The sequence below is a fragment of the Massilia glaciei genome, assembly GCF_003011895.2.
Classification (GTDB): domain Bacteria; phylum Pseudomonadota; class Gammaproteobacteria; order Burkholderiales; family Burkholderiaceae_D; genus Telluria_A; species Telluria_A glaciei.
This window is the reverse complement of the sequence record NZ_PXWF02000092.1, coordinates 1-26,007: the sequence shown is the minus strand read 5'-3', so window position 1 is coordinate 26,007 and position 26,007 is coordinate 1. Positions and strand designations below refer to the sequence as shown.

General features: G+C 63.1%; 22 protein-coding genes and 1 pseudogene. 10 read left to right on the top strand and 13 right to left on the bottom strand.

Annotated elements, in window-relative coordinates:
- The first annotated feature begins 144 nt into the window (after positions 1-144).
- Together C7C56_RS06895 and C7C56_RS06890 are read left to right on the top strand one after the other, a co-directional pair.
- Positions 145-1,674 (top strand): DUF4832 domain-containing protein, encoded by a 1,530-nt coding sequence (locus C7C56_RS06895; RefSeq protein ID WP_106756721.1) that lies wholly within the window; start codon positions 145-147, stop codon positions 1,672-1,674.
- Positions 1,675-2,070: 396 nt separating this feature from the next.
- Positions 2,071-5,289 (top strand): ligand-binding sensor domain-containing diguanylate cyclase, encoded by a 3,219-nt coding sequence (locus C7C56_RS06890; protein ID WP_106756720.1) that lies wholly within the window; start codon positions 2,071-2,073, stop codon positions 5,287-5,289.
- A gap of 69 nt (positions 5,290-5,358) precedes the next feature.
- Here C7C56_RS06890 and C7C56_RS06885 read toward each other — a convergent pair whose 3' ends face one another.
- From C7C56_RS06885 to C7C56_RS06870, 4 genes are all read right to left on the bottom strand, one after another.
- Positions 5,359-6,057, bottom strand: a complete 699-nt coding sequence (locus tag C7C56_RS06885; RefSeq protein ID WP_106756719.1) for a 2OG-Fe(II) oxygenase — start codon at positions 6,055-6,057, stop codon at positions 5,359-5,361.
- A 170-nt stretch (positions 6,058-6,227) separates the two neighbouring features.
- On the bottom strand, positions 6,228-6,896 hold the full coding sequence (locus C7C56_RS06880) for a phytanoyl-CoA dioxygenase family protein (RefSeq protein ID WP_106756718.1): 669 nt from the start codon (positions 6,894-6,896) through the stop codon (positions 6,228-6,230).
- A gap of 22 nt (positions 6,897-6,918) precedes the next feature.
- Entirely contained in the window at positions 6,919-7,449 is a 531-nt protein-coding gene (locus C7C56_RS06875) for a hypothetical protein (RefSeq protein ID WP_106756717.1), read from the bottom strand.
- A gap of 144 nt (positions 7,450-7,593) precedes the next feature.
- Positions 7,594-9,060 carry an esterase-like activity of phytase family protein gene (locus tag C7C56_RS06870; RefSeq protein WP_106756716.1) on the bottom strand — a complete coding sequence of 489 codons (1,467 nt, stop codon included), beginning with the start codon at positions 9,058-9,060 and terminating at the stop codon, positions 7,594-7,596.
- A 360-nt stretch (positions 9,061-9,420) separates the two neighbouring features.
- Between C7C56_RS06870 and C7C56_RS06865 the strand changes: the two genes are divergently transcribed.
- Entirely contained in the window at positions 9,421-9,762 is a 342-nt protein-coding gene (locus tag C7C56_RS06865) for an energy transducer TonB (RefSeq protein ID WP_106756715.1), read from the top strand.
- Between the two features lie 138 nt (positions 9,763-9,900).
- On the opposite strand, the gene C7C56_RS06860 is transcribed toward C7C56_RS06865, so the two are convergent.
- Together C7C56_RS06860 and C7C56_RS27985 are read right to left on the bottom strand one after the other, a co-directional pair.
- Positions 9,901-10,365, bottom strand: a complete 465-nt coding sequence (locus tag C7C56_RS06860; RefSeq protein ID WP_106756714.1) for an acyl-CoA thioesterase — start codon at positions 10,363-10,365, stop codon at positions 9,901-9,903.
- A gap of 10 nt (positions 10,366-10,375) precedes the next feature.
- Positions 10,376-10,624, bottom strand: a complete 249-nt coding sequence (locus C7C56_RS27985; protein ID WP_106756713.1) for a hypothetical protein — start codon at positions 10,622-10,624, stop codon at positions 10,376-10,378.
- 178 nt (positions 10,625-10,802) lie between these two features.
- Here C7C56_RS27985 and C7C56_RS06855 point away from each other — a divergent pair, with 178 nt between their 5' ends.
- Positions 10,803-11,282: a hypothetical protein gene (locus C7C56_RS06855; protein WP_106756712.1), complete on the top strand. Its 480-nt coding sequence runs from the start codon at positions 10,803-10,805 to the stop codon at positions 11,280-11,282.
- Between the two features lie 16 nt (positions 11,283-11,298).
- Here the strand turns inward: C7C56_RS06855 and C7C56_RS06850 are convergent, their stop codons facing one another.
- From C7C56_RS06850 to C7C56_RS06835, 4 genes are all read right to left on the bottom strand, one after another.
- Complete coding sequence (locus tag C7C56_RS06850; RefSeq protein WP_106756711.1) at positions 11,299-12,099, bottom strand: ferritin-like domain-containing protein; 801 nt, start codon at positions 12,097-12,099, stop codon at positions 11,299-11,301.
- A gap of 59 nt (positions 12,100-12,158) precedes the next feature.
- Positions 12,159-12,575, bottom strand: coding sequence for a hypothetical protein (locus tag C7C56_RS06845; RefSeq protein ID WP_106756710.1), 417 nt, complete (start codon positions 12,573-12,575; stop codon positions 12,159-12,161).
- 213 nt (positions 12,576-12,788) lie between these two features.
- Complete coding sequence (locus tag C7C56_RS06840) at positions 12,789-12,995, bottom strand: oxidoreductase-like domain-containing protein (protein WP_106756709.1); 207 nt, start codon at positions 12,993-12,995, stop codon at positions 12,789-12,791.
- A 73-nt stretch (positions 12,996-13,068) separates the two neighbouring features.
- A complete protein-coding gene (locus C7C56_RS06835) occupies positions 13,069-16,626 on the bottom strand; it encodes an indolepyruvate ferredoxin oxidoreductase family protein (protein WP_229458254.1) in 3,558 nt (1,185 codons plus the stop codon).
- A 140-nt stretch (positions 16,627-16,766) separates the two neighbouring features.
- Between C7C56_RS06835 and C7C56_RS06830 the strand changes: the two genes are divergently transcribed.
- The 4 genes and pseudogenes from C7C56_RS06830 to C7C56_RS28645 all read left to right on the top strand — a co-directional run.
- The gene (locus tag C7C56_RS06830; protein WP_106756708.1) at positions 16,767-17,234 is read left to right on the top strand and encodes an Lrp/AsnC family transcriptional regulator; all 468 of its coding nucleotides are present in this window, start codon (positions 16,767-16,769) and stop codon (positions 17,232-17,234) included.
- A gap of 279 nt (positions 17,235-17,513) precedes the next feature.
- Positions 17,514-17,813 (top strand): antibiotic biosynthesis monooxygenase family protein, encoded by a 300-nt coding sequence (locus C7C56_RS06825; RefSeq protein WP_106756707.1) that lies wholly within the window; start codon positions 17,514-17,516, stop codon positions 17,811-17,813.
- Between the two features lie 111 nt (positions 17,814-17,924).
- Positions 17,925-19,013, top strand: a complete 1,089-nt coding sequence (locus C7C56_RS06820; RefSeq protein WP_106756706.1) for an alpha/beta hydrolase — start codon at positions 17,925-17,927, stop codon at positions 19,011-19,013.
- 178 nt (positions 19,014-19,191) lie between these two features.
- A pseudogene (locus tag C7C56_RS28645) lies at positions 19,192-19,464 on the top strand (putative quinol monooxygenase); the annotation flags it as partial.
- A gap of 308 nt (positions 19,465-19,772) precedes the next feature.
- Here C7C56_RS28645 and C7C56_RS27980 read toward each other — a convergent pair.
- From C7C56_RS27980 to C7C56_RS06805, 3 genes are all read right to left on the bottom strand, one after another.
- On the bottom strand, positions 19,773-20,108 hold the full coding sequence (locus C7C56_RS27980) for a helix-turn-helix domain-containing protein (RefSeq protein ID WP_146204320.1): 336 nt from the start codon (positions 20,106-20,108) through the stop codon (positions 19,773-19,775).
- A gap of 251 nt (positions 20,109-20,359) precedes the next feature.
- On the bottom strand, positions 20,360-21,694 hold the full coding sequence (locus tag C7C56_RS06810) for an NYN domain-containing protein (RefSeq protein WP_106756705.1): 1,335 nt from the start codon (positions 21,692-21,694) through the stop codon (positions 20,360-20,362).
- A gap of 176 nt (positions 21,695-21,870) precedes the next feature.
- Complete coding sequence (locus tag C7C56_RS06805) at positions 21,871-23,538, bottom strand: hypothetical protein (protein ID WP_106756704.1); 1,668 nt, start codon at positions 23,536-23,538, stop codon at positions 21,871-21,873.
- A 409-nt stretch (positions 23,539-23,947) separates the two neighbouring features.
- Here C7C56_RS06805 and C7C56_RS06800 point away from each other — a divergent pair, with 409 nt between their 5' ends.
- Together C7C56_RS06800 and C7C56_RS06795 are read left to right on the top strand one after the other, a co-directional pair.
- Positions 23,948-24,508: a chlorite dismutase family protein gene (locus C7C56_RS06800; protein WP_106756703.1), complete on the top strand. Its 561-nt coding sequence runs from the start codon at positions 23,948-23,950 to the stop codon at positions 24,506-24,508.
- Positions 24,465-25,058, top strand: a complete 594-nt coding sequence (locus tag C7C56_RS06795) for a group II intron maturase-specific domain-containing protein (protein ID WP_229458252.1) — start codon at positions 24,465-24,467, stop codon at positions 25,056-25,058. Before C7C56_RS06800 ends, C7C56_RS06795 begins: the two co-directional genes overlap by 44 nt.
- The last annotated feature ends 949 nt before the right edge of the window (positions 25,059-26,007 follow it).

Sequence of the window (26,007 nt, the reverse complement as noted above, 5' to 3'; positions counted from 1 at the left end):
AGGAAATTTTGACCCCGGAACGGGCGCAAAGCAAGCCCATCAGTCGCTTGTAAAGACAAATGAACTGCCTCATTATTCACATTTTCCTACGCGCATTGCGATCCCCCTCCCGATGCCCCGCTGAACCACAATAGGACGCCGCCCTTGATCCGCTTCACGCCGCCGCACCTTCCCGTCCGCCGCGCCCTCGCCCTCGCCACGCTCGCCACGCTGGCCACGCTGGCCGGCCTCGCCCAGGCCGCCAAGAAACCACGCCCGCCCACCGGCAGCTGGGACGCCGCCTCGGCCACGGCCACGGCCAGCTACAACCTCCAGCCTCTCGCCACCGACGACACCGTCAATCCGATGCGCGGCTACCACCTGTGGCAGAACCAGGCCCTGGTGCCGGTGCCCAACGGCATGCAGGACTCTTTCCGCCGCTACTATTGGAGCGAACTTGAGACAAGCCCGGGCGTCTACAACTTCGCCCTGATCCTGGGCGACATCCAGAAGGCCAGGGAGGCCGGCCGCAAGTTCGCCTTCCGCCTGCGCAACATGGCCGGCTACGAGGACGAGAACCGCCTGTACACCCCGGCCTATATGGTTGGCAACCCGCTGTGCCTGAGCGGCTGCGGCTTCTGGCTCGACCACGACCCCGCCAATCCCGAAAAGACCTTCATCCCCGACTGGAACGACCCGCATGTGATCGCCCGCTCGCGCGAACTGCTCAAGGCGCTCAAGGCCGAACTCGACCGCAACGGCGTCACCAACAGCATCGCCTGGATCGACGTCGGCATGCTCGGCCAGTACGGCGAATGGGCCATGAAGTCGAGCGTGTACACCAGCGCGCCGGCCGCCATCACCCCGGTCACGCTGGCCAACAAGCGCGAATACGCGAAGATGCACTTCGAGGTGTTTCCGGCCCAGCAGCACGTGATGTTTGTGCCATACAGCAACGAGGACGCGCTCACCTACGGCCTGCTCGAGCAGACCATCACGGCCAAGCCGGTCGGCCTGCGCGTCGACTGCCTGAGCCGGGACGGCTATTTCAGGCAATGGAGCGACCGCCCGAGCCATTGGGTGCCGTTCGAGAACCAATGGAAGAAGGCCCCGTTCATCGCCGAGTTCTGCCCGTTCCAGACGCTCGACCCGCTCAACAACCCGGCCACGGCGCGGGTGCAGGCCGCCACCTACCACATCTCCACCATCGGCAACGGCAACTTCCAGCTGCACAAGCCGGACGCCGAGCGCTGGGGCGACCTCACGCCGCAAGAGCAAGAGGACCTGCGCATGCTGGGCCGCGAGGCGGGCTACCGCTACGGCGTCGAACGCACCGTGGTCGGCGTCTCGAACGGCGTGCTCAACTTCAGCGCCACGGTGCGCAACGACGGCAACGCGCCGACCTACGAGCCGTGGAGCGTGCGCGTCGAACTCGTCAACAGCGCCGGCGCGCTCAGCTGGACCGGCTTGCTCGGCGGTTTCAACCTCAACGCGCTGAGCGGCGCCGGCGCCTCGCAGATGGCGCAGGCCAGCTTCACCCTGCCCGCGCTGGCCGCCGGCAGCTACAAGTTGCGCGTGATCGCGCGCGACACGCGCCCGTCGACCACGGCGAGCCCGGCCCGGCCGCCACTCAAATGGGTCAACCAGGGGATCGCCGGCGACGGTTTCACGGTGATGACGCTGGTGCGCCGCTAAGTCAAGCGCGGGCACCACCCGGCGCGCAGCGCCGGCGGGGGCGGCAATCGCGAAGGCGCCCCGCCGGCATCGCGCGCGAACGGGCGGGCGCCTGTCGCTATTGCGCAAAAGAAATATTAGTTGCCACAGGGTATTTGTGACATTTTTCCCGCCGGCGCCTGCCATTGACGCCGCACACGGTACGAACAGGCGGCTACAAGGACTTTATCTCGCGTAGAATTGGCTTGAGTCAAGTTGTTGTGCCGGTCGCGCCGGCGCGCCGGCTTGACGCCATTTTCCACGCAGGCAGGGAGCGCCCATGATTGCCGTTTCGCGAGTTGATAGCGCCGCCGCGCCCCGCCCCGCGACCGGCATCGCGCGCCCATCCCGGCGCGCCGCCGGCCGGCGCTAAACCCCATGCCAGCCCCCCGCCCCACGCCCGCCAGCCGCGCCCGGCCGCAACGCGCGGCGCCCGCGCGCGCGTTGTTCGCCTCGCTCCTCGCCTCGCTCCTCGCCATGTTCGCCTTGGCCTCGCTGCTCGCCGCCGCGCCGGCCCTGGCGCTCGACCCGACCAAGTCGTTCCACCACTACGTGCAAAATGCGTGGTCGATCCAGGAGGGCCTGCCGCAAATTAGCGTGCAAGCGATCGTGCAGGACCAGCAGGGGTATATCTGGGTCGGCACCCAGGCCGGACTGGCGCGCTTCGACGGCGTGCGCTTCACCACCTACACCCCCGACAACGAGCCGGCGGTGCCCGGCGTGTGGATCCGCTCGCTGCTGGTCGACACCGGCGGGCGCATCTGGATCGGCACCTACAAGGGGATCGCCGTCTTCCATAATGGCAAGTTCAGCCGGATTCCCGTGGCCGACCCGGGCGCCTTCCCCAGCATCGACGTGCACGCCATGCTGCAGGACGGCGACGGCCTGATCGCCGCCACCACCGACGGCCTGTTTGACCTGGTCGACGGCAAGCTGGTGCACCGCGCGGGCGGCCCGGCGCCGGCGCAGTCGATCCTGCGGCGCGCCGACGGCCTGTGGGTCGGCACCCTCGGCGCCGTCGTGCGCCTCGACAACCAGGGCGGCAGGCGGGATCTGCCGCTGCCCGCCGAGGCGGCCACGGCCACGGTGACCCGGCTGGCCGACGCGCAGGGCCGGATCTGGGCCGGCACCACGCTCGGCCTGTACCTGCGCGACGGCGACCATTGGAGGCTGGCCACCAGCGAGACGGCGCTGAGCCAGTCGCCGACGACCATGCTGATGGCCGACCGCGACGACAACCTGTGGGTGGGCAGCAATGCCGGGCTGGCGCGCATGCGCGGCGGCCTGCTGGCCGAATTCATTCCCGCGGCCAGCGTGGCCGCGTTCAAGGGCGTGATCGCCGCGTACGAGGACCGGGAGCACAATCTGTGGCTCGGCAGCCAGTGGCAGGGCCTGGCGCGCCTGTGGAACGGCTGGACCCGGCGCTATGGCGCGGTCGAAGGCTTGCAGGAGCCGATCGTCTGGTCGGTCGCGCGCGCCCCCGACGGGCGCACCTGGGTCGGCACCAACGACGGCTTGAGCGTGTTCGACCAGGGCCGCTACACCCAGGTGGTGCCGGGCGACAAACTGCCGCACCCGCAGGCCTACAACCTGTTGGCCGAGGCCGACACGATCTGGATCGGCACCCGCCGCGGCCTGGTGCTCTGGCGCGACGGCAGGGTCGAGGCGCCGCCCCAGTTCGCGCCCATGGCGGCGGCGCAAATCAACGGCATCGTGCGCGCGCGCGACGGCACCATCTGGATCCCCACCAGCGACGGCCTGTTCCGTTTCAGGGACGAGGTGCTGACCCGCTTCGGCCAGGCCGAGGGGCTCACCGATGTGCGCCTGCGCCAGGTGCGCGAGCTGCGCGACGGCCTCCTGCTGGTGGGCACCCAGGACGGCTTGTTCGAGTTCGAGGATGGACGCCTGGCCCGGGTCGGCCTCGGGCAGGGATTGCCCGCCGGCATCGACGTGACCGCCCTGCTCGAGCTGCCCGGCGGCGAACTGGTGATCGGCACCCTGTCGGAGCAGATCTTCATGTTCGACGGCAAGCGCTGGACCGAATTCAGCAGCAAGCAGGGCCTGCCGCCGAGCGCGCCGTTCTTTTTGACCGGGGACGGCAACGGCTTCCTGTGGGCGGCCGGACTGCGCGGCCTGGTGCGCGTGCCGCTGGCCGACATGCGCCGCCTGCAACGCGGCGAGATCGCGACCGTGCCCGCCGAAATGGTGCTCAACGAACGCGGCGACCGCCACAGCGGCCAGCAAGCCTTCTGTTGCAACGGCGCCGGCAACTCGAAGGGATTCATCGACGCCGCCGGCACCCTGTGGCTGCCCACGCGCGACGGCGTGGTCACGCTCGACACCGGCGGAGTGACCAAGAACCGGGTGGTGCCGAAGGTCGCGATCGAACGCGTGCAATATCTCGGGAAGTGGCACGACGTCGACCCGACCACCGCGCTCAACCTGGCCAACAACGCGCGCGACCTGGCCTTCGAGTTCACCGTGCTCAGCTTCCAGGATCCGAAAAGCGTGGTGGTGCGCTTCAGGCTGCGCGGCTACGACACCGACTGGCGCGAGCTGCCGGCCGGGGTGCCGCGCGCTGTCAACTACACCAACTTGCCAGCCGGCGACTACACCTTCGAGGTCAAGGCCAGCAACAACGCCGGCGTTTGGAGCGAGGCGCCGGCGGCCATGGTTTTTTCGATCAGCCCGCATTTTTACGAGACCGGCCTGTTCTACGCCTTGCTGGCCTTGTCGCTGGGCGCGCTGGTGTACGCGGGCTACCGCCGCCAGCGCCGCCTGCACAACCTGCAGCGCGTCAGGCTCGAGGAGCTGGTGGCCGAGCGCACCCAACAGCTCAACACCGCCATTTTGCAGCTCGAGCACGCCAGCCAGACCGACCCGCTGACGGGCCTGCACAACCGGCGCTACCTGTCGAACCAGTTGCCGGCCGACTTGGCCTTTTACGACCGCGAGTACGCGCGCACCGGCAGCAGCGAGCACGCGCTGCTGTTCGCGCTGGTCGACATCGACCATTTCAAGCGCATCAACGACACCTACGGCCACAAGGCCGGCGACATCGTGCTGCAACAGTTCGCCGAGGTGCTCACCTCGCTCGCGCGCGTGGGCGATTACATCGTGCGCTGGGGCGGCGAGGAGTTTTTGCTCGTGTTCAGGCCCGTGCCGCGCCGTTTCGTCAATGTGCTCGGCGAGCGCATACGTTCGACCGTGGCGGGACGCATGTTCGACGTCGGCGAGGACCTGCAAGTTCCCATCACCTGCTCGGTCGGCCTGTCCGAATATGGCCTGTTCCGCGCGCCGAAGCAGCGCGTGGGCTGGGAGCAGATGATCGAACTGGCCGACGCGGCCCTGTACTGGGTCAAGGAGAACGGGCGCGACGGCTGGGCCGCGCTGCGCCCGACCGAGCATGCCGATCTCGAGGACCTGATCGCGGGCCTGCACACGGGCGTGCAGCCGATGCTCGACGGCGGCCGCCTCGGCATCATCAATTCGCGCGACTACCGGGCGCCCGAGGGCGAGCCGGCCGAGGGCGAGCCGGCCGAGGACGAGCCGACCGAGGACGAGCCGACCGAGGACGAGAAACAGGATGTCTCGTGAGGCCGGTCCGGGACCCCGGGCCTGGCCTTGGCCTCAGCCTCAGCCTCAGCCTCAGCCTCAGCCTCAGCCTCAGCCTTGGCCGTACAGCACTTCGGCGCGCTGGTACAAGATCCACGAGGTGGCGATGAATTTGTCGCCGCTGGTGGCGACGTGCCCCTTGTGCGAATGGGTGAAGCCGGCCGGCGCGATGACCAGGCGCCCCGCGCGCGCTTCCACTTTGCGTCTCTGGTAATAGAACTCCGTCTCGCCGCCCTGCGCCACATCGTTGAGGTAAAACTGGAACAGCAGCGCGCGGTGCAAGGTTTCGCAGCTCGCGTTCTGGGGATAGATTTCGGAATGCCAATGGTGGTAGCCGCCGCTCGCCCGCAGGTATTTTTGCACATTGATCTGCCCGGCGCGGTACATCGTGCGCATCAGCTCGTCGATGAGCGGGGTGCCGCATTCGTCGAAATTGTCGAGCGTGAGCAGGACCGGCTCGCCCGTGGCCGGATGCGCCACCTGCGGCGACAGCGCGCCCACGAGCAGCATCCGGTATTTGTTCATATAGGCATGCAAGTGGCGCTGCACGGCGGCCATCATCAGGTTGCCGACGTCGTTCCACTCGGGATGCTGGCTGATCGTGATGTCGTAGCTGTCCTTCTTTTTGGTGTCGACGCCCTGCCCCGTCTTGCCGCGCACAACCTTGTCGCTGGCGCCGAAACGGGCGATGATCATCTCGCACTGCGCCGGGCTCAGCGCGTTGTCGTAGATCTCGAGAAAGTCATCCAAGGATTGCCTCCATGCAGGTGCGGTTGTCGTAGCCGAGATAGTACACAAGGCGCGCCCGCAGGTCACTGCCGCAATGCTTTCCAGCGGGCTTGAAGGCGCTTTTACAACGCCCCAGCAACGCCCCAGCAACGCCCAAGCAACGCCCAAGCAACGCCCGCCTTGAACGCGGCTCACAGCGCACAATGCCAATCCAGGCCGTGCGGCAAGGCCGGCGGCCCGAACACGAGGTGGAGCACGCGGCGCCGGCTGTCGCCGCGCGACTTCGACGAGGCGTGCAGCAGCAAGGGCCGCAGCACCAGCGCGCTGCCGCGCGCGGCGGTGCAGGCGAGCGCGTCCCGGGTGGCGCGCAGCGCGGCGGCCCCGGCATCGTCGATCACGCCCTGGCGGTGCGAACCGGCGAGCACGCGCAGGGGACCGTCGTCGCTGCCGCAGTCGTCCAGATGCAGCCGGACGGTAAGCATTTGCGCGAGCACCGCGGGCGGGGCCTGGACGAACTGGACCTCCTCCTTGCGCGACCAGCCGCGCAGCGCCGGGTCATCCACACGCGCGGCCACGGGAATGCTCAGGTCCTGGTGGAACGGCACCAGCCAGTTGCGCGCGGCGGTCTTCTCGAAATAGGTGCATTGGACCGCGACATGGCCGGCCGGTATGTATGGGGCAAGGGCGCGATGGCGGCGCAACATGCGCGCCAGCTCGGCGCACCACGGCGTCGACAGCAGCGCGCGGGTGCCGCCCGAGCCGCCCGCGGCCGGGGTGACCTGGGCGGCAAGCCGCGCGCAAGCCTCCCCCGAGAGTATGTCCGGCAGCAGCGCGAAACCGTCCCGGTCGAAGGCGTGCATCGGCGCGGCGGGCCCGGTGCGCCTACTTGCCGTTGCTTATTTGGCCGAGCAGCACGAAGGTCTCGCGCTTGATGGCGCGTTCGGCGCGCTGCAAGAGATGGCTGGCCTGCACGTATGCGGGACGCTTGAGCGCGGCCGCCTCGGCCTTGGACATCTTCAATTGCCCCGGCCCGGTGATGCTCGGGCCGCTGTTATAGCTGGCAAACAGCACGCGCTGGCCGTACGGGGTCGCATAGAAGCGCGTCATTTCAAGTGCGGTTTCGGTCGTCACGAAGCGCGCGACGGGGGCCGCGAGGCGGCGGTGGATCTCGGCCGGCGGCACCTTGGCCAATTTGGCGACCACCTCGAGGCGATGCTTTTCGCTCGAGTAGCGGCTCATGCCGGCCGTCGTGCGCATCATTTTCTCGGTTTGCATGGCGGCCATCAGGCCCTGCATCGCGCTGATCTGGGCGGCGCTGGGTGCGGCCGCGGCGACCGGCGCCGCCGGCGCCGCGGCGAAAACAGGCGCAATCGCCATCAGGCCGGACAGCGCCAGGATTTGAACCAGTTTCATCTGTATTTCCTCTGCAATGCGAACCCGTGCCCGCCAATCCGACATCATATTCTTCAAACATAATAAATAGCAATAATTGATGCTTATACATTCTTGAATGGATATCGCCTGCATGAAACAAATTTGAATAGGCGCCCAGCGCTTTCAATACGCGCCCAACGGCTGGTCGAAACCGATCAGCCACAGTTGCCCCTGCCGTTCGCGCGGGTCGCCTTTGGTCACGCGGAACGAATGCGGCGCCGCCAGCACGGCGGCCAGGCCGGCCACGGTGACGCCCCCGGCATCGACGGTGAACGCGTCGGTGTCGATGCCGGCGATCGCCTGGCCGAGCGCGTCGAACACCATGCTGCGCAGGCCGAAGTCGCTGTCGTTGCTCAGCGCCAGCGTCGAGCCGTCGACCAGCGCCAGGCCCTCGGCCTTTTCCATGTGCCAACCGAGCGCGTCCAGGTCGAGCAGCAAGGTTTTTTTCAGCGGCACGGCGGCGGCCCAGTCGGCGCCGTTGACGGGCGCGCCGCCCAGGCTGCTCTTCTCGAGGTCGGCGCTGTCGGGATTGAAGGCGGCGCCGGCGATGTCGCTCGCCCCCGCCAGTTCGAGCAGCATGAGCCGGTGGAACATGTTGCCGTCCGGCCCGGGGCCCTGCTCGATGACGACGAATTTCCCGCCGCCGAGCGCGACCATGTCGCCGAGCTTGGCGTGGCCGGTGCGCCCCTCGTGGTAGTCGGCGCCGTCGAGCGGATAGGCGAACATCCGGCTGGTGCTGCCGCTGGCCGGATCGAATTCGATCCAGCGCGTGAAACGCGCGTAGCGTTCGACCGGCTGCGCCTGGTTGCTCGCCGCGTGCCAGTGGTCGCCGTCGGCCAGCGGGCTTTGCAAAAAGGCGTGCAGCTTGTCGCTGCCATGGTCGAACGCCATGCCTTCGAAGCCGCGGTTGGCGCGGCGCTTGGCCAGCACCGGCGGCAGGCCGGCGCCGGGCCCGTACTTGTTGACGATGATGCCGGTCAGCGGATCGAGCCGGACGATGAACGGGCCATACTCGTCGGCCGACCACAGCGCCTGGCGCCTGCCGTCGAACGCGAGCGCCTCGGTATCGAGCCCGTGCGCGCTGAACGCGGCTTTGCCGGCGGCGTCGTAGCGCATGGCGTCGAGCACGGGGATCTCGGGCACGCTGCCGGCCGCGCCGAACGGGATCGGCAGGCCGGACGCGCGCACCTGCGCCGACACGCGGATCGGCAGGCTCGCGCTGAGGGCGGCACCGGCCGCGCCCAGCGTGATCACGCCGATGGCCGGCGCAAAACTGGGCGACGGGAAAATCTGGCTGCCGCTCGTGCCCGGACCGTCGAGCGACGGCAGGAACGGCCCCGCCCCGTTGGGCCCGCGATCGGTGAGGCAATAGAATTCGCGCTCGCCGCCCGCGTTGGTGCCTTTGAAGGACAGGCCGGAACCGTAGGACGGGGCGAAACCGCCGGGAAATTCGCCGCTGACGGCGCTGTTGGCGCCTTCGTACGGCACATGGAATTGGGCCGCGATCCGGATCGGGTAGCGGTGGACCGTGCCGACAACCACGCCCAGCGGCGTGGTTTGGCTGAATGTTGCCTCGTCTTGCTCGTGCATCTAATACTCCCTGGTGCCGGCGCAGGCCCCGGATCGGTCGATCGGGTCCGCGCGACGAATTTGCAACAAATTTTTTGTCGATCGCGCCGGCGGCCTTGTTGGTGCGTTTTGCCGCGCGCGCGCCGCATTATCTCGCGCATCGGCAAAAACGCGCACCCTTTTCGGGAAAGCGGGGCGCCGAACGCGCGGCCGCGCGACCATTATTGGTGCGTGTTTTCAGATATAGTCGGCGCGCAGATCGACCATGCGAACTAAAAATCACGGCGAATTGTGCAGCGCAGTATATTGAATTAAGGGCGATCAGGACTGCACCCGCAGCCGGCGCCGGGTTAATTCAATTTAATAACATTGGGAGTTATCATGACTGCTATCAAACCTGTTTTTGCCGCTGCCGCCTTGTTGGCCGCAACCATCGCCACGCCGGCCCACGCCGCCAAGCTGTCGGCCAGTTGCCCGACCCCCGAGTATGCGTCGGCATGGGTCAACGACGATGTGCAAGGCGATGTGGAACTCGCATTCCTGGTCGAGCCCGACGGCAATATTTTGGATGCGAAGATTCTCAAATCGAGCGGCTCGTCGAAATTGGACAAGGCCTCGCTGGCCGGGGGATCGCGCTGCAAATTCGGACCGCGCGCGGCCGACAGCGGCCATGCGCCGGTCTGGACCAAGATCCGCTATTCGTGGGAAATCGAGCAGGCATAGCGTTGACGGAGCCCCCGGCACAAACCTCCCGGGGGCGCTCGCGCGCTTGGCCCAACGACGACAGCGAGAGGAAGAGTCGTTTTGACATGGCCAAATTCACCGGTTGATCGAAGAATTTGATCGGGGGATATCCCGGCATTATTGTAGCGGATCGCCGGTTCGGGGAACCGCCACCCGCACCACTTGCGCCATGTAGGCCGCGAGGAATTCTGGCGGCATGCGGCGCACCCGGCCGGTGCTGATCTCGATGCAGACCAGATCCCAGCGCCCGCGCAGCACCGTGACCTGGTCGTGCTCCCTGATCAGTTGGAAGCGGCGCTCCATCGCGATCTTGCCGTCGCCCGCCACCAGCCAGGTGGCCAGGGTCAGCGCCTCGCCGTCAAAGGTCGGCAACAGATAATCGTATTCGCCGCGCCGGATCGCCATGGCGCGGTCGAGGCGCTGGTAGTCGCCCAAGCCCAGGCCCAGCTTTTCCGAGTGGGCCCAGCCAATCTGTTCGCACCAGCGCACGTAGACGGCGTTGTTGGTGTGGTTCAGACCGTCGATGTCGTCGGCGCGCGGCGATAGCGCGCAAGTAAATGGATCCGGATAATCCCAGGCCAAGGTGACTCCTTCAGAAAACGTTGATGCCGCGTGGATCGTACCGGATGAGGCCGGGGATTTCAATAAACCCATTGCGCAAATAGCGGCGCCGAGGTGCGTCCCGCCGTATGCTGATGAAGATGCGCGTGGTGCCGGATAGGGATTTGGCGGCGATGTCCGGAACAATCCGGGCCTTATAGGCCGTGATGTCGTCGGCCTGCGCGGTTTGGGCCGCAAGGAGGCCAAGCCAAAGAAGGAATGCCGATCGATGGTGCTTCAATGTTTGGGATCCTTTGAAAGGCCACAGCGTTGTTCGTCCAGCGAGGCAATGGCGGGTTTCCACCTCTCGGGCCGCTTTTTATGCGGCCCGTCGCATACTGTAGCAGCCGACGCGGCGATTTTGCTAGCTTGCAAGCTTGCAAGCATGCTGCTTGCGCACCAAGTCATCAAAGGAACCCATGCAACAAGCTAAGAACAACTATCTGATTTGGTCAGGAATCGCCGCGGCCGCCGGTGGCCTTTTGCATGTGGCGGTTATCTTTGGCGGCCCTGCCTGGTATAGATTGATCGGCGCGACTGAACCGATCGTGCGACTTGCAGCCAAAGGCCACGCGTTTCCGGTCATCGTCTGCCTCTTTGCGGCCGCCGTATTATTCGCATGCGCGGGCTTTGCATTTTCTGGCGCGGGCCTTATCCCGCGGCTGCCTTTTCTAAGGACGGCACTCGTGCTAATCACCACCGCACTGCTCATTCACGGCGTCGCGTTCATCCCCCTTGTGTTGTTGTGGCCACAAAAAATGATCGGCCTGTACGATGGCGTCGGCATCAACGCCATTCTCATTGTCACGTCGGCTATCTGTCTCGCGACCGGTCTTGGCTTTGCCGCGGGAACGCGTAGGGGGTGGCATCGCAGCGGCACCGTCGCGAACAGGACCTGATGCCTTCGCTTTGAAATCAGGCGAAGCCCGTCAGCTCGGCTTCGGTAAAACCGGCGAGCCGGCGCGCTTCGATATTGAAAGGCCCTTTTAGAACGGGCGCCTCGTAACGCTTTGCCAGTTCGTCGTAGGTGGCGCGCGGCTCGATGCCGCGCTGATCGCACAAATAGCGATACCAGCGGTTGCCGATCTCGACATGCCCAATTTCGTCGCACAGGATGCGCTCCAGAATGGCGGCGGCTTCCATGTCGCCGGCCTGCGCGATCTTGGCGCGCAAGGGCGGTATCGCGTCGAGGCCGCGCGCCTCGAGCGTGCGCGGCACCAGCGCCATGCGGGCCACGATGTCGCCGCGGGTTTTCTCGACCATCTCCCACAAGCTGTCGTGGGCCGGAAAATCGCCATATTGGTAGCCGAGTTTTTGCAGATGCGCCGTGAGCAGCGAGAAATGGATCGCCTCCTCCTTTGCCACGCGCAGCCAGTCGGTGTAATAGGCGACCGGCATATCCGGGAAGCGCCAGAGTGCGTCCAGGGCGAGATTGGTGGCGTTGAATTCGATGTGGGCCAGCGAATGGATCAGCATCGCGCGCCCTTCCACGGTGACCATCGAGCGGCGCCCCACGAGCCGTGGCGGTACCAGCTCCGGGCGCGCCGGGCGGCCGGGAATGACGCCCGAAACGGGCAGGTCGCCGCGACTTTCCACGCACAGAGCACCAGCGGCAAAGGCGTCCGCCATGGTCGCGACAGCCTCGGCTTTGTCGGTTGGATCGGTTTCAAGCAGGCATTGCAGCGCGTATGCACGCAGCTCGGGCGGTCGCGCCATCGTGTGGTCCCATCCGACAAAAGGACGTAGTGTACCAAATGCGATTTGGCGTCAGGCGCTTAGAAGCCCTCTTTAGCCAATAACTCGAGCGCCCACGTTTTGGCGGTTTCAATATCGTAGAAAAGGCCGCGGGGCGGACTGCCGTCGTAAATACGGGCATACATGGGTTCGAAAAGCGCCCGGCCCTCGACCTCTGCGGCGGCGACGACAGGATTGCCAACGCATTTCATATGCGCGGTGGTGTACACGATGACCTCGGTCAGCCTGTCGAGGGATTCGGGCGTGCACAACAGGGAGCCGGTGACGACGGTCAGGTGCACATGCGGGCCTGTGGCGGCGAGCTCCTTGACCATCGGGTATGCCGCCCGCATCCAGGCATCGACCAGTTCCAGGTTCCAGGGACCCTGCAAATCGGACACAAGTATTCGGCCGTCAAGGCGCAGCTTGTAGTTCCCGTGGGGCCGAAACTTGCTCATGAATTTCCAAATACAATTTGAACGAACAAGTGTGAACTAGTTTTCCCCGGCAATCAAGCCGCGTCTCGCCAGCGCGAATACCCATGAGCAGCTTACTGTGCTTGGGCGTGCGCGCCGGCTCCGTCGCGTTCTTGATCATTGCAATGAGGTTGGCGATGCGGTGACGTCCCGCGCGGCATTCGGTGCGCCGCGCAAGCGATGTTCCACGTTTGTTCAGCCGCGGGCGGCGTGGCGCGACTTCCACCTCGCCAGCGCGGTTTCGTAGCGCGTGAGCGCCTCGTCGTAGAGCTCGAAGACGCATGGCGTGCAGCCGCCGCGGCAGCAGTCTTCCAGGCCAGGTTGGACCGGCGGAATCGGCGCCGGCGGAATGTCCGGCTCAAGTTGCGGATGGCGTATGGTGCGCGGGCGGGTGTCGGTCATGCCTTCAACTTAATTTACACTCAAGCGAATGTCCAGCTAAAACCGCCCGTCGATTTCCGATCGAGCTGAGAGGTCAACCCTGCCGTTGCAGCACAATGACTTTCGCCGCGCTCTTAAACTCGGCCATCAGCTGCTCGCTCTCCAACCTGGCCTTGTTCATATTGGCCGCTTTGATGTGGCCGTAACCGCGGATCTTCTCGGGAACCTGCGCCAGCTTCAAGGCCAATTGCTTGTTCTCCGGCGTGAGCTTGGTGGCAATCAAATCGGTCAGGGCAAAGTACTCGGACCGCAGTCGCCGCTCGTGGCGCCGTTCCTCGGTGTAGCCGAACACGTCGAACGGGGTGCCCCGCACGACCTTTAAGGGCGCCAAAACACGGAACGCGGTCTGCATCCACTGCCCAAAACGCATTTTCGCGGGAACGTCGGTGCCGGGCTTTTTCTTGGCTATCGCGGGCGGCGCCAGATGGTATTCAAGGCGCAAATCGCCCTCGAACTGACTGCGCACACTGTCGAGAAAACTCTTATCGGTGTGCAGGCGCGCGACTTCGTATTCGTCCTTGTAGGCCATCACTTTGAACAAATAGCGGGCCACGGCCTTGGTCAGGGGTTTCTTCGACGCGGCGCCGTCGACGTCGACCTCCTTCGCCTCCACCTTGCCCACGGCCGCGCGATACGCTTCCGCGTAGGCGACGTTCTGGTACTTGGTGAGCCAGTCGATGCGGAATGCGACGATCTCCTCGAGCGAAGCAGGCGGCGAAAACTGGATCACCTTCGCCGCCGGCGCCAATAGGCGCGCGACGCTGTTGGCGTCGGAACCGACCAGGCGCCCGAGCATGAAGGCCTTCTTGTTCATGTCGATCGCGACGTTATTGAGTTCAATGGCGCGCAGCAAAGCCTCTAGGCTGACAGGAATCAGTCCGCGCTGCCACGCCGCGCCCATCATCAAAATATTGGCGCCGATGGGGTCGCCCAGCACCTGCGAGGCGGTTTCCTGGGCGTTGAGGCCGAAGGTCGAGCCTTCGCCGGCGGCGGCGCGGATTTTATGCAGCAGGTCATCCTTGCGGATGTCGGCGTCCGGGTTCCAGGTAAATTCCGCCGTCGGAATCTCGCACTCGTTGGCGATGACTTTGGTGTGGTTGCGGCGCATGACCGCCAGCGCGTCGGGCATCGAGGCCACGACCAGGTCGCAGGCAAGAATGGCGTCGGCCTGCTGCAGGTCGATGCGCACCTGGTTGAGCGCCTTCGGCGAGCGCGCCAGGCGCACATGCGACATGACCGCGCCGCCCTTTTGCGCAAAACCCATGAAGTCGAGCGTGGAAGCGCCCTTGCCCTCGAGGTGTGCGGCCATCGTGATCAGCGCGCCGACCGTCACAATGCCCGTGCCGCCGACGCCGGCAACGAGCAGCTCGAACGGCTTGTCGTAGGCATACGGCACTGGCCTTGGATAGGCTTCGAGCATTCTTTCCAAATCGCGCAAGGCGATCGACGAGTTGGCCGGCTTTTTCAAGCTGCCGCCAATGACCGACACGAAGCTCGGGCAGAAACCTTCGACGCAGGAATAATCCTTGTTGCAGGACGACTGTTCGATCTGGCGTTTGCGGCCGAGCGTTGTTTCGAGCGGCAGGATCGACAGGCAGTTCGACTGCACGCCGCAATCGCCGCAACCTTCGCACACGGCCGGGTTGATGACCATGCGCCGCGCCGGATCGGGGAATGCGATCTTGCCGGGCTTGTTCTTTTTGCGGCGGCGGCGCTTTTCGGCCGCGCAGGTTTGGTCGTAGATAAGAATTGATACACCCTCGATCTCGCGCAAGCGGCGCTGTATCACATCGAGTTCGCTGCGATGGTGGACCTTCACGCCGCCGGGCAGCTTAACGTTCGCGTAGTTGTCTGGCTCGTCGGTCACGACGACCACATGCACCGCGCCCTCGCTAAGCACCTGCTGCACGATTTGCGGCACCGTCAATGTGCCATCGACCGGCTGGCCGCCCGTCATCGCCACGGCATCGTTGAACAAAATCTTGTACGTGATCGTCGTCCGCGCCGCGATCGCCTGCCGGATGGCAAGATAGCCCGAGTGGTAATACGTTCCGTCGCCCAAATTCTGGAAGACGTGTTTTTCTTTGCTGAAGCGCGAGGCGGCCACCCATGCCACGCCCTCGCCACCCATCTGGGTCAGGTTGACGGTCTCGCGGTCCATCCAGGTCGCCATGAAATGGCAACCGATGCCGGCCAGCGCGCGGCTGCCCTCCGGCACCTTGGTCGACGTGTTGTGCGGACAGCCGGAGCAAAAATACGGCGTGCGCTTGACCTTGTCGGCGCCGTTGGATAGTTGCTCGGCACGGCAAAAATGCGGCAGATGCTGTTCGAGCTGGCGCGACGGCATCTTGGGGCCGAGCCAGCGGATCAGCGCCGGCGCGATGCGCGAGGGGCGCAATTCGCCCAGGGCCGACAACAAGGGCGCGCCGGCCGCGTCGGCTTTGCCGATGACGATCGGACGGCGCTCGGGCGCCATGTTATAAAACAAGCTTTTGAGCTGGGCTTCGATCACGTCGCCCTTCTCTTCGACCACCAGCAACTCCGACAGGCCATCGGCAAAGGCGTGCAGCCGGGTCCGCTCAAGCGGAAAGGTCAGGCCCGGCTTGTACAGGCGCACACCGGCCTGTTCGAGCTTTGCCAGAGGCAATCCAAGACGCTCGAGCGCTTCGAGCAGATCGAGATAGGCCTTGCCGGCCGATATGATGCCCAGCTTTGCCGACGGCGCGGGCACCACCAGGCGGTCGATCGAGTTGACCTGCGCAAAGGCATGCACCGCCTCGAGTTTGTCGGCGACGCGCTGCTCTATCTCGAGGCTCGGCAGGTCGGGCCAACGGTAATGCAGGCCGTTCCCAGGTGGGATGTAGCTTTCGGGAAGCCTGAACGTGGGCAATTTTGGCAGTTCGACGACGGCGCCGCCCTCCACCGTTTCGGATATCGCCTTGAAGCCGACCCAGGTGCCCGAAAAGCGCGACAGCGCCCAGCCGTAAAGACCGAATTCGAGATACTCCTCGATGTTGGCGGGGTTGAGCACAGGCATGCTCCACGCCATCAGCGCATGTTCGCTCTGGTGCGGCATCGACGAGGAAACGCAGCCGTGGTCGTCGCCGACGACGACCAGCACGCCGCCGATGCGCGACGAGCCATAGGCGTTGCCGTGTTTGAGCGCGTCGCCGGAGCGGTCGACGCCCGGTCCTTTGCCGTACCACATGCCAAACACGCCATCGACCGTGCGCTGCGGGTCGGTGCCGACCTGCTGCGAGCCCAGCACGGCGGTGGCGGCAAGGTCTTCGTTAATCGCCGGCAGAAACTCGATGCCGCTTTTTTGCAGCAAGGCCGACGCGCGCCACGCCTCCTGGTCGACCGCGCCGAGCGGCGAGCCGCGATAGCCGGAAATGAAGCCGGCGGTATTGAGCCCGTCGCGCTCGTCGAGCGCCTTCTGCATGATGGCGAGCCGGATCAGGGCCTGGGTGCCGGTCATGAACACGCGGCCGCTGGTGCGCCTGAGGTTGTCGTCGAGTCGATAGTCCGGGTCCGCGAGTGCCGACGGGGCGCCCTGTTCCACTGCATCAAGACCTTGTTCCATCGAACCCATTTTGTTTCCTTGCTATTGTTTTGGACGTGGCGAAGTGCACCTCTCGATTGAAATATGATAATCTCAAGATGCGAAATATCATTCCTATCCAGTCCCATATGAGGACAATCAGGGCAAATCCTTTCTCCCACTAGCAATCCATGGACAAATCTAACCTCGACCCCACCTCCCAGAAAATTTTGCGCGAGCTCCAGCAGAACAGCCGCCTGTCGCTCAACGAGTTGTCTGAAAAGGTGGGAATGTCGGCCTCGCCATGCTGGCGCCGGCAAAAAGAGCTGGAGGAAAACGGTTACATCAAGCGCTACGCTGCCATCCTCGAGCGGCGCAAGGTCGACCTTGGCTTATGTTGCATCCTGCATGTCTCGCTAAGCCGGCACGAGGCCGGGATAGTCGCCCAATTCGAGGAGCAGATGAAAATCTGTCCCGCCGTCATGGAATGCTACGAGGTGACGGGCACCTCCGACTACATCGTCAAACTGGTGGTCCCGGATATGGACGGCTACCACGACCTCCTGCACAACGTGCTGCTCAAGCTGCCTGGCGTCTCGCAGATCAACACCAGCGTCGCGCTGCGCGAAGTCAAATACGAGACCGCTCTACCCATCTGACCAAAAAAACGCCCACCTCGAGGGTGGGCTAATTCCATATTCTTGGTAGAACGTGGAGAAGACGGTTTGATAATGATGCATCGCAGCGTGAATGTCCACTGAACTTTGGAAGCTTAGAATCATTCCTCCAAAACGCACGCGTTCGCCCTTGGCGTAAGTTTCGCGTAAGGTAGTTGAACTACATCTCCGCGATCGCCCGTCGAAGGGCCGGGCCAGGCGGGCTCGATAGCGGCGATTCTGATAGGCTATCGCGCAATCCCACAAACAATCAGGAAAACGATGATCACCGAAATTGCGGAAATTCTTGTCAAACCCGGCAGCAAGCAACAATTCGAGGCCGGCGTCACCCAGGCCGTGCCATTGTTCCAGCGCGCACGCGGATGCCGTTCAATGAAGCTCGAGCGCGGCATAGAAAACGCCGACGCCTATCGGCTGGTGGTTGAATGGGATACGCTCGAAGACCACGAGGTCCACTTCCGCGGCAGTGAGGATTTCCAGGCTTGGCGCGCGCTGGTCGGCGGGTTCTTTGCCGAGCCGCCACGCGTGTCGCATACCTGTAACGTTCTCGACGGTTTCTAAGCGCGGGCATTGCCGGCGGCTGCCAGGCGACAGCCGCCCAGGACGCCTGCGCCGAGGTCGCCCTGAGCGCTGCTACGCAGATAATCAACCCAACACAGAAAGCCTCGCTCCATGTTGTTCTCCAAAGAGTCATTTGTTAGTGCTGTAGGCGCGTGCGCCCTGTCGGCCACCGCATTCGCCGCCGACACACCTCCGCCGTTGATAGACGGCGCCGCCTACACGCAGGCACAGCGGATGGTGGAGATTGAGCCTGGCCGCAGGCTCAATCTGTACTGTGTGGGAACGGGTTCGCCGACTGTCGTTTTCGAGGCCGGGCTTGCCGACGCGATCAATGTTTGGGGACTTGTTCAGCCAGCGATTTCGCAACAGACACGCACCTGCGCGTACGAACGCGCGGGCGTCGCTTTTAGCGATGCGGGAACGCGCGCGTCAACCAGTCAAAACATCGTGGACGACTTGCACCGGTTGTTGGTCGCCGCAGAAATTAAGCCCCCATATTTGCTGGTCGGACACTCTTCTGGCGGGCTTAGCGCAAGACTCTTTGCAACCACTTTTCCGTTGGACGTCGTGGGCATGGTTTTGGTGGACCCCACTGTAGAAGATCAGGCGGAGGCGTATCGCGCCCTCGATTCCAAAAAACGTGACGCCAGACAATGGGATCTCGACACCGTCGAGTCGGGTTTGCAAGAGGCCAGGGCATGCGTCGCCGCAGCCAAGGCAGGGTTTGTTGCGGACTCCGCGATGCTGAAAAAATGCATTTCCGCGCCGTATCCTGCGCAGCTGAGCGAGGCGGTCAAGGCAGCCAACCTGAAGTTCGAGATGACGCCTGCCCACCAGCAAGCTGCGCTCTCTGAAAACGAACATGTATTTCGTGCCAGCGCCGACCAGGTGCGCGCGGCGCGCCGCTCCTATGGCACGCTGCCGCTGGTAGTACTCACACGGTCGCCATCAACTCCAAGGAATCCACTCACCGCGGAGGAGCAGGCCGTTAAGGCTGTCAGGGATCAAGTGGTCGTCACCCTGCATGAGAACGTCGCCAAACTGTCCGCGCGGGGCGTGCACGAGATCGTCCCAGGAGCGGGCCATTACATTCAGCTGGAAAAACCAATGGCTGTGATCGATGCGATCAAACGGGTGCTGGCCATATCGGCAGAAGAACCCCGGCGCGGGCTGGCGAAGCCGTTAGACGGCAAGCGCTGATCGCAGTGTCCAAATCCTTGTCCTTGCGGTTCGGCCAGCGCATCGGACCTGCGACATCTCTCCGCCACTATAACGGCAGCATCTCCCCACAAATCCAGTGTTTGATGGCCGCCTCGGTGGCCGAGTCGAAAATAATTGTGTAACCCCGGCCGTGCCATAGTTCCAGCGCGCGCGCGGATGCCGTTCAATGAAGCTCGAGCGCGGCAAAGAGAACGCGCACGCCTATCGGCTGGTGGTTGAATGGGATACGCTCGAAGACCACGAGATCCACTTCCGCGGCAGTGAAGATTTCCAGGCTTGGCGCGCGCTGGTCGGCGGGTTATTTGCCGAGCCGCCGCGCGTTCGCATACCTGTGACGTTGTCGACGGATTCTAAGCGCGGGCAAAGCCGGCAGCTGCGATGCGACAGCCGCCCAGGTCGCCGGCGTCGCCAGGTTCAGGACCCGCCTTGATCGTGTTTGCATCAATGACGTTGGGCGGCCTTTTCGCTCTTGATGCGTTTTACTTGCTCTTGCAGATACCCGTACCATTCGCCCTCGATCCGATCGAGCGGTCCGACCATTCGTTCGAAGTCATCAACAGATCCCCCCGCCTCGATCAACTGCCGATAGTTGTGAGCGTATCGTCCATTTTCGTAATGAAACAAGAAATGGGTGAGGCTCCAATAGCTGATGTAACGCGCGTTGACCTTTTCATCCTTTCGCTTAGTGAAGCATCCAGTGGTGGGGGTTCTTGTCGCCGGCCGCGTAGTAGGCATAGCTTAGAAGTATTCAACATCGCCATCCCCGCGTTCTTGCTTACTGAGCTTGACCCTGCGATGCGGTGCGTCGGACCAAAGGGTCGGCGCCAGCGGGGGCGTTGCCTCATCGAACATACCAAGGATCAGTAAAGCGGTCAGGTAGGCGCCAGCGCCCGATCCCGCGTCGCCTTTTTCCATTCGTCGCAGGGTCGCTTCGGAAATACTCATGCGCGCGCACACGTCGGCAACAGTGATGCGTTGCCGCAGGCGTTGCGTGTGGATGCAGCGTCCCCAAGTGCTCAGACGTTCTTGGACCAACGTCGGTAGTGTTTCAGCGTGCAAGAGTTTTTTTGGCATGGCAAACACCCTCATAGAGCATGGATTATATCTCGCAATACGATTTCTATGATGGTTCAACGCGCCTGCCAATATACTTCTCAAAGAAAAATCTACTGCAGGGTGAGCATGTCGGCCACGGGCGCGCGCACGGCGAGCGCGTCGACCGTCGCGTTGAGCAACAGACGCGCACCTGCGCGTACGAGCGCGCGGGCGTCGCTGTTAGCGATGCGGGAACGCGCGCGACAACCAGCCAAAACCTATCTCCGCCGCTATGCTGGCAGCATGTCCCCGCAAATCCAGTGCTTGATGGCCGCCTCGGTGGCCGAATCGAGAATGATCTGCTCGCGCAGGCACAAAGAGCGCACGTTGTTGGAGAACTTTTGTGCGAGGTCACCTGCAGTGTTGGCGTGCTCGTCGAACCGGTGGCCACGCAGCACGATCCCCCGCACCACGAAGGTGATGTCGGCACGACTGATGGGCTGTCCGCGCTCGCGGCAGCGCGCGCGAACTCGCTTGACCGTTTCAATGAAATTGTAGCCCTGCCGGGTCACGTCATCGGCTATCTCGCCAAACAGTGTTCTATAACGTGCGGGGCTGAGAAGTGGCACGCCTGTCACCTCCTGGATCTGCCGCGCCAGCGTGAGCGTTGCCGGCGCATCGACCCACTCGTCCTCGACATTGGCGCCGGCTTCCGGCGTTACCAATGTGTGGCGGCGCTGATCATACGCGACACCCCCGTTCGCTCGCCAATCCATCTGCAGATTCGGCAGATCGAGGGTTTCTATCAGACGCCGAAAACTACCGTGTCCGAACCACTCGGCGGTCGTTCCCGGGTGGCGCGAGAGCACGCTGGCCAGCCGCGCACACGGGACGGGTTCGGCCGAAGCCGCCACTTCCCTTATGACCAACGCGGCGAGTGCGCGCAGATCTGGCGAAGGCACAGCGCAGACAGGCGTCTCGGGTGCGATTGAAAACGCCGGCAACGGCGCCACGGCGCTCGCGGTCTCGCTGGGCGCCTGACTGGGAACATGGTACGAATCACCATCGGGCGCAGGCCTGCCCTCTGTTGCCGGCTCATCGCGCGCGCCGATGCCAAGCGCGCCGCGCACGAACTCGTCCTGGTCGATGACGAGGTCGGCCGATGCCCTGTAGGCCGCGGAAGGAAATCCGATCGCCAGCACGGTGGTACGCCGGTCCCAGCGGCGAAGTTTGCGCAGCACGGGGGTGAAGTCGGCATCGGCCGATAGCACGATGAATTCGTCGTAGCGTGTCTCGTGCTGCAGCAGGTCGATGATGTCGAGCACCATGTGGATATCGGTGCTGGTCTTGCCGCCACTCGTTAGCGCGGGGCAGTCGATAATCTCAAAGCCGCCAAGGTTGAAATACGGGCGGAAGCGTTGGTACGCCTGGGGATTCAGATAGCAGCGGCGTACCAGGATGCGGCGCTTGGCGCTGACCTCGACATGCTCGGGCAATGCGAGCGACTCGACCATCCAGGTCACCCAGGTCATCGGGCTTCTCGCGAAGCGGTCGGCCGTGGCCTGGTCGAGCTGGCGCAGGCCGGAATAGATATTGTCGAAGTCGACGAATAAGGCGCTCTTCAAGGAAAATCCTTCTGAATGTCCGGCGTGAAATAGCCGAGAATCGCAAAAGCACTATACACAATGCCCTGGCGCCTCGGCACCTTTAAAAAAGTGTCCGAATAATAAAAAACCAAATCCCAAGTAAGGGCTGTAGCGCCACGGGCCAAGCCGTCGACGTGCATTGGCGAGGTATTTGACTACGCCGCCGACATTTGCGCAATGCTAGCCTCAAGCACAGCCAGATAGGTGCCAGCCTCAACGCTGACCGGGTCGGCTGGAAATTTTGCCACCAGCATGCGCAAAATCTTGACCGCGGTGGCGTGCTGGCGGAAGTGTTCGCTTGCCAGCTTGGCGGCCACGAAATACACGGCCGCCGTATCCTTGTGGTTCGGAAAGCGCTTGTCAAAACTGCGCACCAGCTTCACGGCCACGGCCGACTCGCGCTTGAGTATGGCCGCGCGCGCCGCGGGCAGGATGACATCGCCATTTTCGACCATAAACTCCGGATCGCGCGCGTACATGGCCATCACGGCCGCCAGCGCGCCCTGGCCGTCGTCGGCCTTGCCCAATGCGGTCAGCCACTGCTGGCCGTGCTCCAAGGTTTTCGCGGAATCGCCGAGCAAGGCATACAAGCCATGCAGGCGCGTGTTCAATTTCGCGTCGAAACGATCGTAGCGCATCGCATCCTTCACCTCGGCGATCGCCTCGTTTACTTTGCCCTCCTCCAACAGCGGCTGCAACTTGCGCTCCAAGGGATCGGTCGGCTCCCTCGCACGCAACGCCGCGCGCACCGAACCGGCCTGCGCGATCGCCTCGGCGCCGCCCGCCTGGCGATGTCCGTCGAAGTCCACGGCGACATCAAGGCTGAGCTCCTGATGGTACTGATAAAGCGCGTAACCGATCATCGCAAACAGCACCAGCCCGAGATAGGCCGCGATCGCCATTTCCAGCGGAAAGCGCAGCGCCGCCGGCATGCCGGCACCGGCCGACATGGCCAATTGGCGCGCGCCGCCGATCAACAGCACCAGCGACCACATCGCAAAATAGGCGCTGCCCATCGAGCTGATAAAGCTGAACACGTGCAGTGGATTGAGCGCCCTGAAGAATTTATCCTCGAGCGCGAATTCGATGAACGCGGACGGCAGCATCAAGCTCAGCGCCACCACCACCAGCCAGAACCAGAACGGCTGCAGCGTGTACCAGAGCGGGTCGGACGGCGTGGGACGGTACATGGCGAATATCTCGGCGCGGCTGGGGCCGGATTCGACGTATTCGGACGATTCGGCCGGCTCCGCCTCAAACCCGCCGCTTGGCGATTCGTCGCCGCTGTCGGGCGCGGCTTCGCCGTCGGCGACCGGGGCGTCGTCATCGGAGTCGAGTCCGATGCGCTTGTTGAAGGCGGCCGAGTTGGCCTCGCGCCGCGCCACCTCGGCGGCATGGTCGATCTTGTACTGAGAGATCAACTTCTCCTGCACGGCCACGTTCTTGGCGATGCGCGCGTCCAGCACCGAATTGCCCAGCACCACACAGAGCGTCAGGAACAGGGCGACGACCAACCCCAGCTTGGCGGGCCGCCGCTCCGATCCGCCCCACAAGGAGTGCTCCATGGAGTGGCCCTCAAAGCGGCCTTGGGAAAACAGCTCGAGCACGTTGAACGCATAGCGCAGGCCCAGGTAGATCAGGGTGCCCTTGAACACGGTTCCAAAACCGCCCAGCGCGAGTCCGGCGAGGGCGCTGGCGATCGTGATGCCGACAAGGAATACCAACGGTCCTTGGCGGAAGGGGAACAGAAAAAAGAAGGACAACTTTTGCCAGAACGGCGTGATGCTTTCCTGCTTGTATTGGATATCGACCGGCTCCGCCATGCGTGTTCCCTGGTATTGTGATTTTTGCCGCGATGGCCTTTGATTCCGGAATATGCTATTTGGCAATAGTGTGTTGGTGCCAACGCCAAATTGACCCAGGCAGCCGAAATTCGTTGACCCAGGCGAATTCGCGCAAACGTAGGCGCCATGCGGATCCCGACGGCAGCGCCAGGGTCAGGCGCAATCGGCGCTGTGGGTCAATTTGGTGTCGGCGCCAACAGACCGGCAGCAAACGGCCATTTTCTGCCGCTCGTATCACAGACCAGTTCGATGTTAGATCGGCAATTTGACTGGGGGTGCGCTGGTAAGGATGCAATACTACACGAGACGATGATGCAGAAGAATGGGATGGGAAAATAGGTTCTTTGAAGCTGTGAAAAAGTGAAAACACTCACATGAAAGGGTTGGTATGGATACACGATTATTTGCATTCGTCGGCGGAGACAGCGGTCTGTGGCGGATCGTTGGAACCGAAACCATAGTTGGCAAGTCACTGCCTGAAGCCAAAAGGCTCAACGTAATATCTGCCTCAGAGTTGCAGCCTGAAACCAGTGCACCCTGGGTACTTCGTGGAATAACAAGCAATGAACGGTATGTCATGCGCGAAGAGAAGATCGAAATTGTGGCGAAGCAGCAAGGGCTGGCGCGCCCGGAAGCAACTTGCGCAGCGTTGATACCGATCCGAAAAAACGCAGCTTGGTGGGAATTCACGCAAGACGAGCGCCGGAGCGTTTTCGAAAAGTCAAAGCACATCCAAATCGGGCTTAACTACTTGCCCGCAGTAGCGCGCAAGCTCCACCACTGCCGTGACCTCTCTGAAAATGAACCGTTCGATTTTCTCAATTGGTTCGAGTTCGCGCCAGCCCATGAGGCTGAGTTCAACGCATTGCTTTCCGAACTGCGTGCAACAGAGGAATGGAAGTACGTTGACAGAGAAGTCGACATCCGTCTCATGCGAGAAGCGTCGTAGTCGCATCGTCACCTACGCTGACGACCTCGTGATTCTGTGCAAACACGGCAAGGCGGAAGAAGCCTTGCAGCAGATGCGCATGATCATGGGAAAACTGAAGCTGACAGTGAACGAGGAGAAAACACGTATCTGTAAGGTCCCGGAAGGCGAGTTCGATTTCCTGGGATTTACGTTTGGACGGCGGTATTCGGCGACCACAGGGAAGGCTCGTATCGCTCTGTGGCCGTCGAAGAAAAGCATTCGGCGCATGGTCGAAAAGGTCCATGAGCTGACTGACTGTTCAAGGGTATGGCAAGAGACCACGGAGTTGGTGGGCAAATTGAACCGCACATTGCGCGGCTGGGCGAACTACTTCAATGTAGGTACAGTCAGCCGTGCATATCGCGCGCTCGACAGCTACACCGCAACGCGGTTGCGTCGGTGGTTGCGCAACAAGTACAAACTCAGGCGACGCAAGGGCGGGGCATATCCACTCTCGCACCTTTACGGGTACTTCGGTCTCGTACGCCTGAGCGCACGTGGGCGCAGTGAGGCGTGGGCGAAGGCGTAGTGTCTTGTCCGAGAGCCGGATGCGGGAGATCTGCACGTCCGGTTCGATGAGCGGGATGTGGAAACGGGGTACCGAATACTACCGCGCCACATCTCGACTCTACCGTTTCTGCCTGTCGTGATAGTCCGTGACTTTTCCGGCTGAGCAAGCTGCTATGCTGGGACGAACGCCGAGAACGCAGCGGTGTCCCGCAAGTTCGATCGAGCCACGGAGAGTAGTCCTTTGCCTATTCTGGTCCCGCATTTGGCGGCGGCGGCGTAAATTCGTGGGACTCGACGTGGTAGCGGCCATTTGCGGTCTTGCACACTGTTCCCAGCCAAGTCTTGCCGTCGCGCTCTGCAAAGAAATCCAACTCATGGCGGTCGCTCGCGTTCTGGCACATGTGGCCGCCGGCAGTATTCTTAATACTGACGAACCGTAAGCGAGATAGTGCGTCTTCCGCGCTGGTGCCCGGATAGTCCCTTGTTGAACTGGCCGGAGCCTGAAGGGATGGTGGCTTCCCTTCAGGCGCGCAGCTAAACAACAGGAAAATGGCGAAGCAGGCGACGACCACAAGCGTCGACCTCGTATTCATGGACGACATAGGTAAGGCAACACGGCTGCAAATTCTGGCCAGACAGCGGAGCTACTTGACCCGATGAATGCTGACAACACTACGGAAAATTCCATCATATACATTCCGGTTCATGGTCTACGCGTGATCCCTGCACAAGGCACGCTTAATGGCCGCTCCTTGCCGAAAGCGGAAGTTCATCGCGCCTAGTGTAACTCAGCAAGAAGCGATGGACCTCGCTACATCATGCCTTGTAGTCGCAGTAATCTCCAAAACGTCGCATCTATTTCCAAAGGTCACACCCGATACGACGACGTCCCGTTCGCGCGTGCATGGCCGATAGCGTCCGCCCTACCGGTCAGCGTCGGGCCATCCCTACCCACGTTTGTACCCATG

Bases quoted from the DNA above. Each gene is read 5' to 3' on its own strand.
- C7C56_RS06890 (WP_106756720.1), top strand. From the start codon at position 2,071: ATGCCAGCCCCCCGCCCCACGCCCGCCAGCCGCGCCCGGCCGCAACGC.
- C7C56_RS06880 (WP_106756718.1), bottom strand. From the start codon at position 6,896: ATGCACGCCTTCGACCGGGACGGTTTCGCGCTGCTGCCGGACATACTC.
- C7C56_RS06875 (WP_106756717.1), bottom strand. From the start codon at position 7,449: ATGAAACTGGTTCAAATCCTGGCGCTGTCCGGCCTGATGGCGATTGCG.
- C7C56_RS06870 (WP_106756716.1), bottom strand. From the start codon at position 9,060: ATGCACGAGCAAGACGAGGCAACATTCAGCCAAACCACGCCGCTGGGC.
- C7C56_RS06865 (WP_106756715.1), top strand. From the start codon at position 9,421: ATGACTGCTATCAAACCTGTTTTTGCCGCTGCCGCCTTGTTGGCCGCA.
- C7C56_RS06855 (WP_106756712.1), top strand. From the start codon at position 10,803: ATGCAACAAGCTAAGAACAACTATCTGATTTGGTCAGGAATCGCCGCG.
- C7C56_RS06850 (WP_106756711.1), bottom strand. From the start codon at position 12,099: ATGGCGCGACCGCCCGAGCTGCGTGCATACGCGCTGCAATGCCTGCTT.
- C7C56_RS06845 (WP_106756710.1), bottom strand. From the start codon at position 12,575: ATGAGCAAGTTTCGGCCCCACGGGAACTACAAGCTGCGCCTTGACGGC.
- C7C56_RS06840 (WP_106756709.1), bottom strand. From the start codon at position 12,995: ATGACCGACACCCGCCCGCGCACCATACGCCATCCGCAACTTGAGCCG.
- C7C56_RS06835 (WP_229458254.1), bottom strand. From the start codon at position 16,626: ATGGGTTCGATGGAACAAGGTCTTGATGCAGTGGAACAGGGCGCCCCG.
- C7C56_RS06830 (WP_106756708.1), top strand. From the start codon at position 16,767: ATGGACAAATCTAACCTCGACCCCACCTCCCAGAAAATTTTGCGCGAG.
- C7C56_RS06825 (WP_106756707.1), top strand. From the start codon at position 17,514: ATGATCACCGAAATTGCGGAAATTCTTGTCAAACCCGGCAGCAAGCAA.
- C7C56_RS06820 (WP_106756706.1), top strand. From the start codon at position 17,925: ATGTTGTTCTCCAAAGAGTCATTTGTTAGTGCTGTAGGCGCGTGCGCC.
- C7C56_RS27980 (WP_146204320.1), bottom strand. From the start codon at position 20,108: ATGCCAAAAAAACTCTTGCACGCTGAAACACTACCGACGTTGGTCCAA.
- C7C56_RS06805 (WP_106756704.1), bottom strand. From the start codon at position 23,538: ATGGCGGAGCCGGTCGATATCCAATACAAGCAGGAAAGCATCACGCCG.
- C7C56_RS06800 (WP_106756703.1), top strand. From the start codon at position 23,948: ATGGATACACGATTATTTGCATTCGTCGGCGGAGACAGCGGTCTGTGG.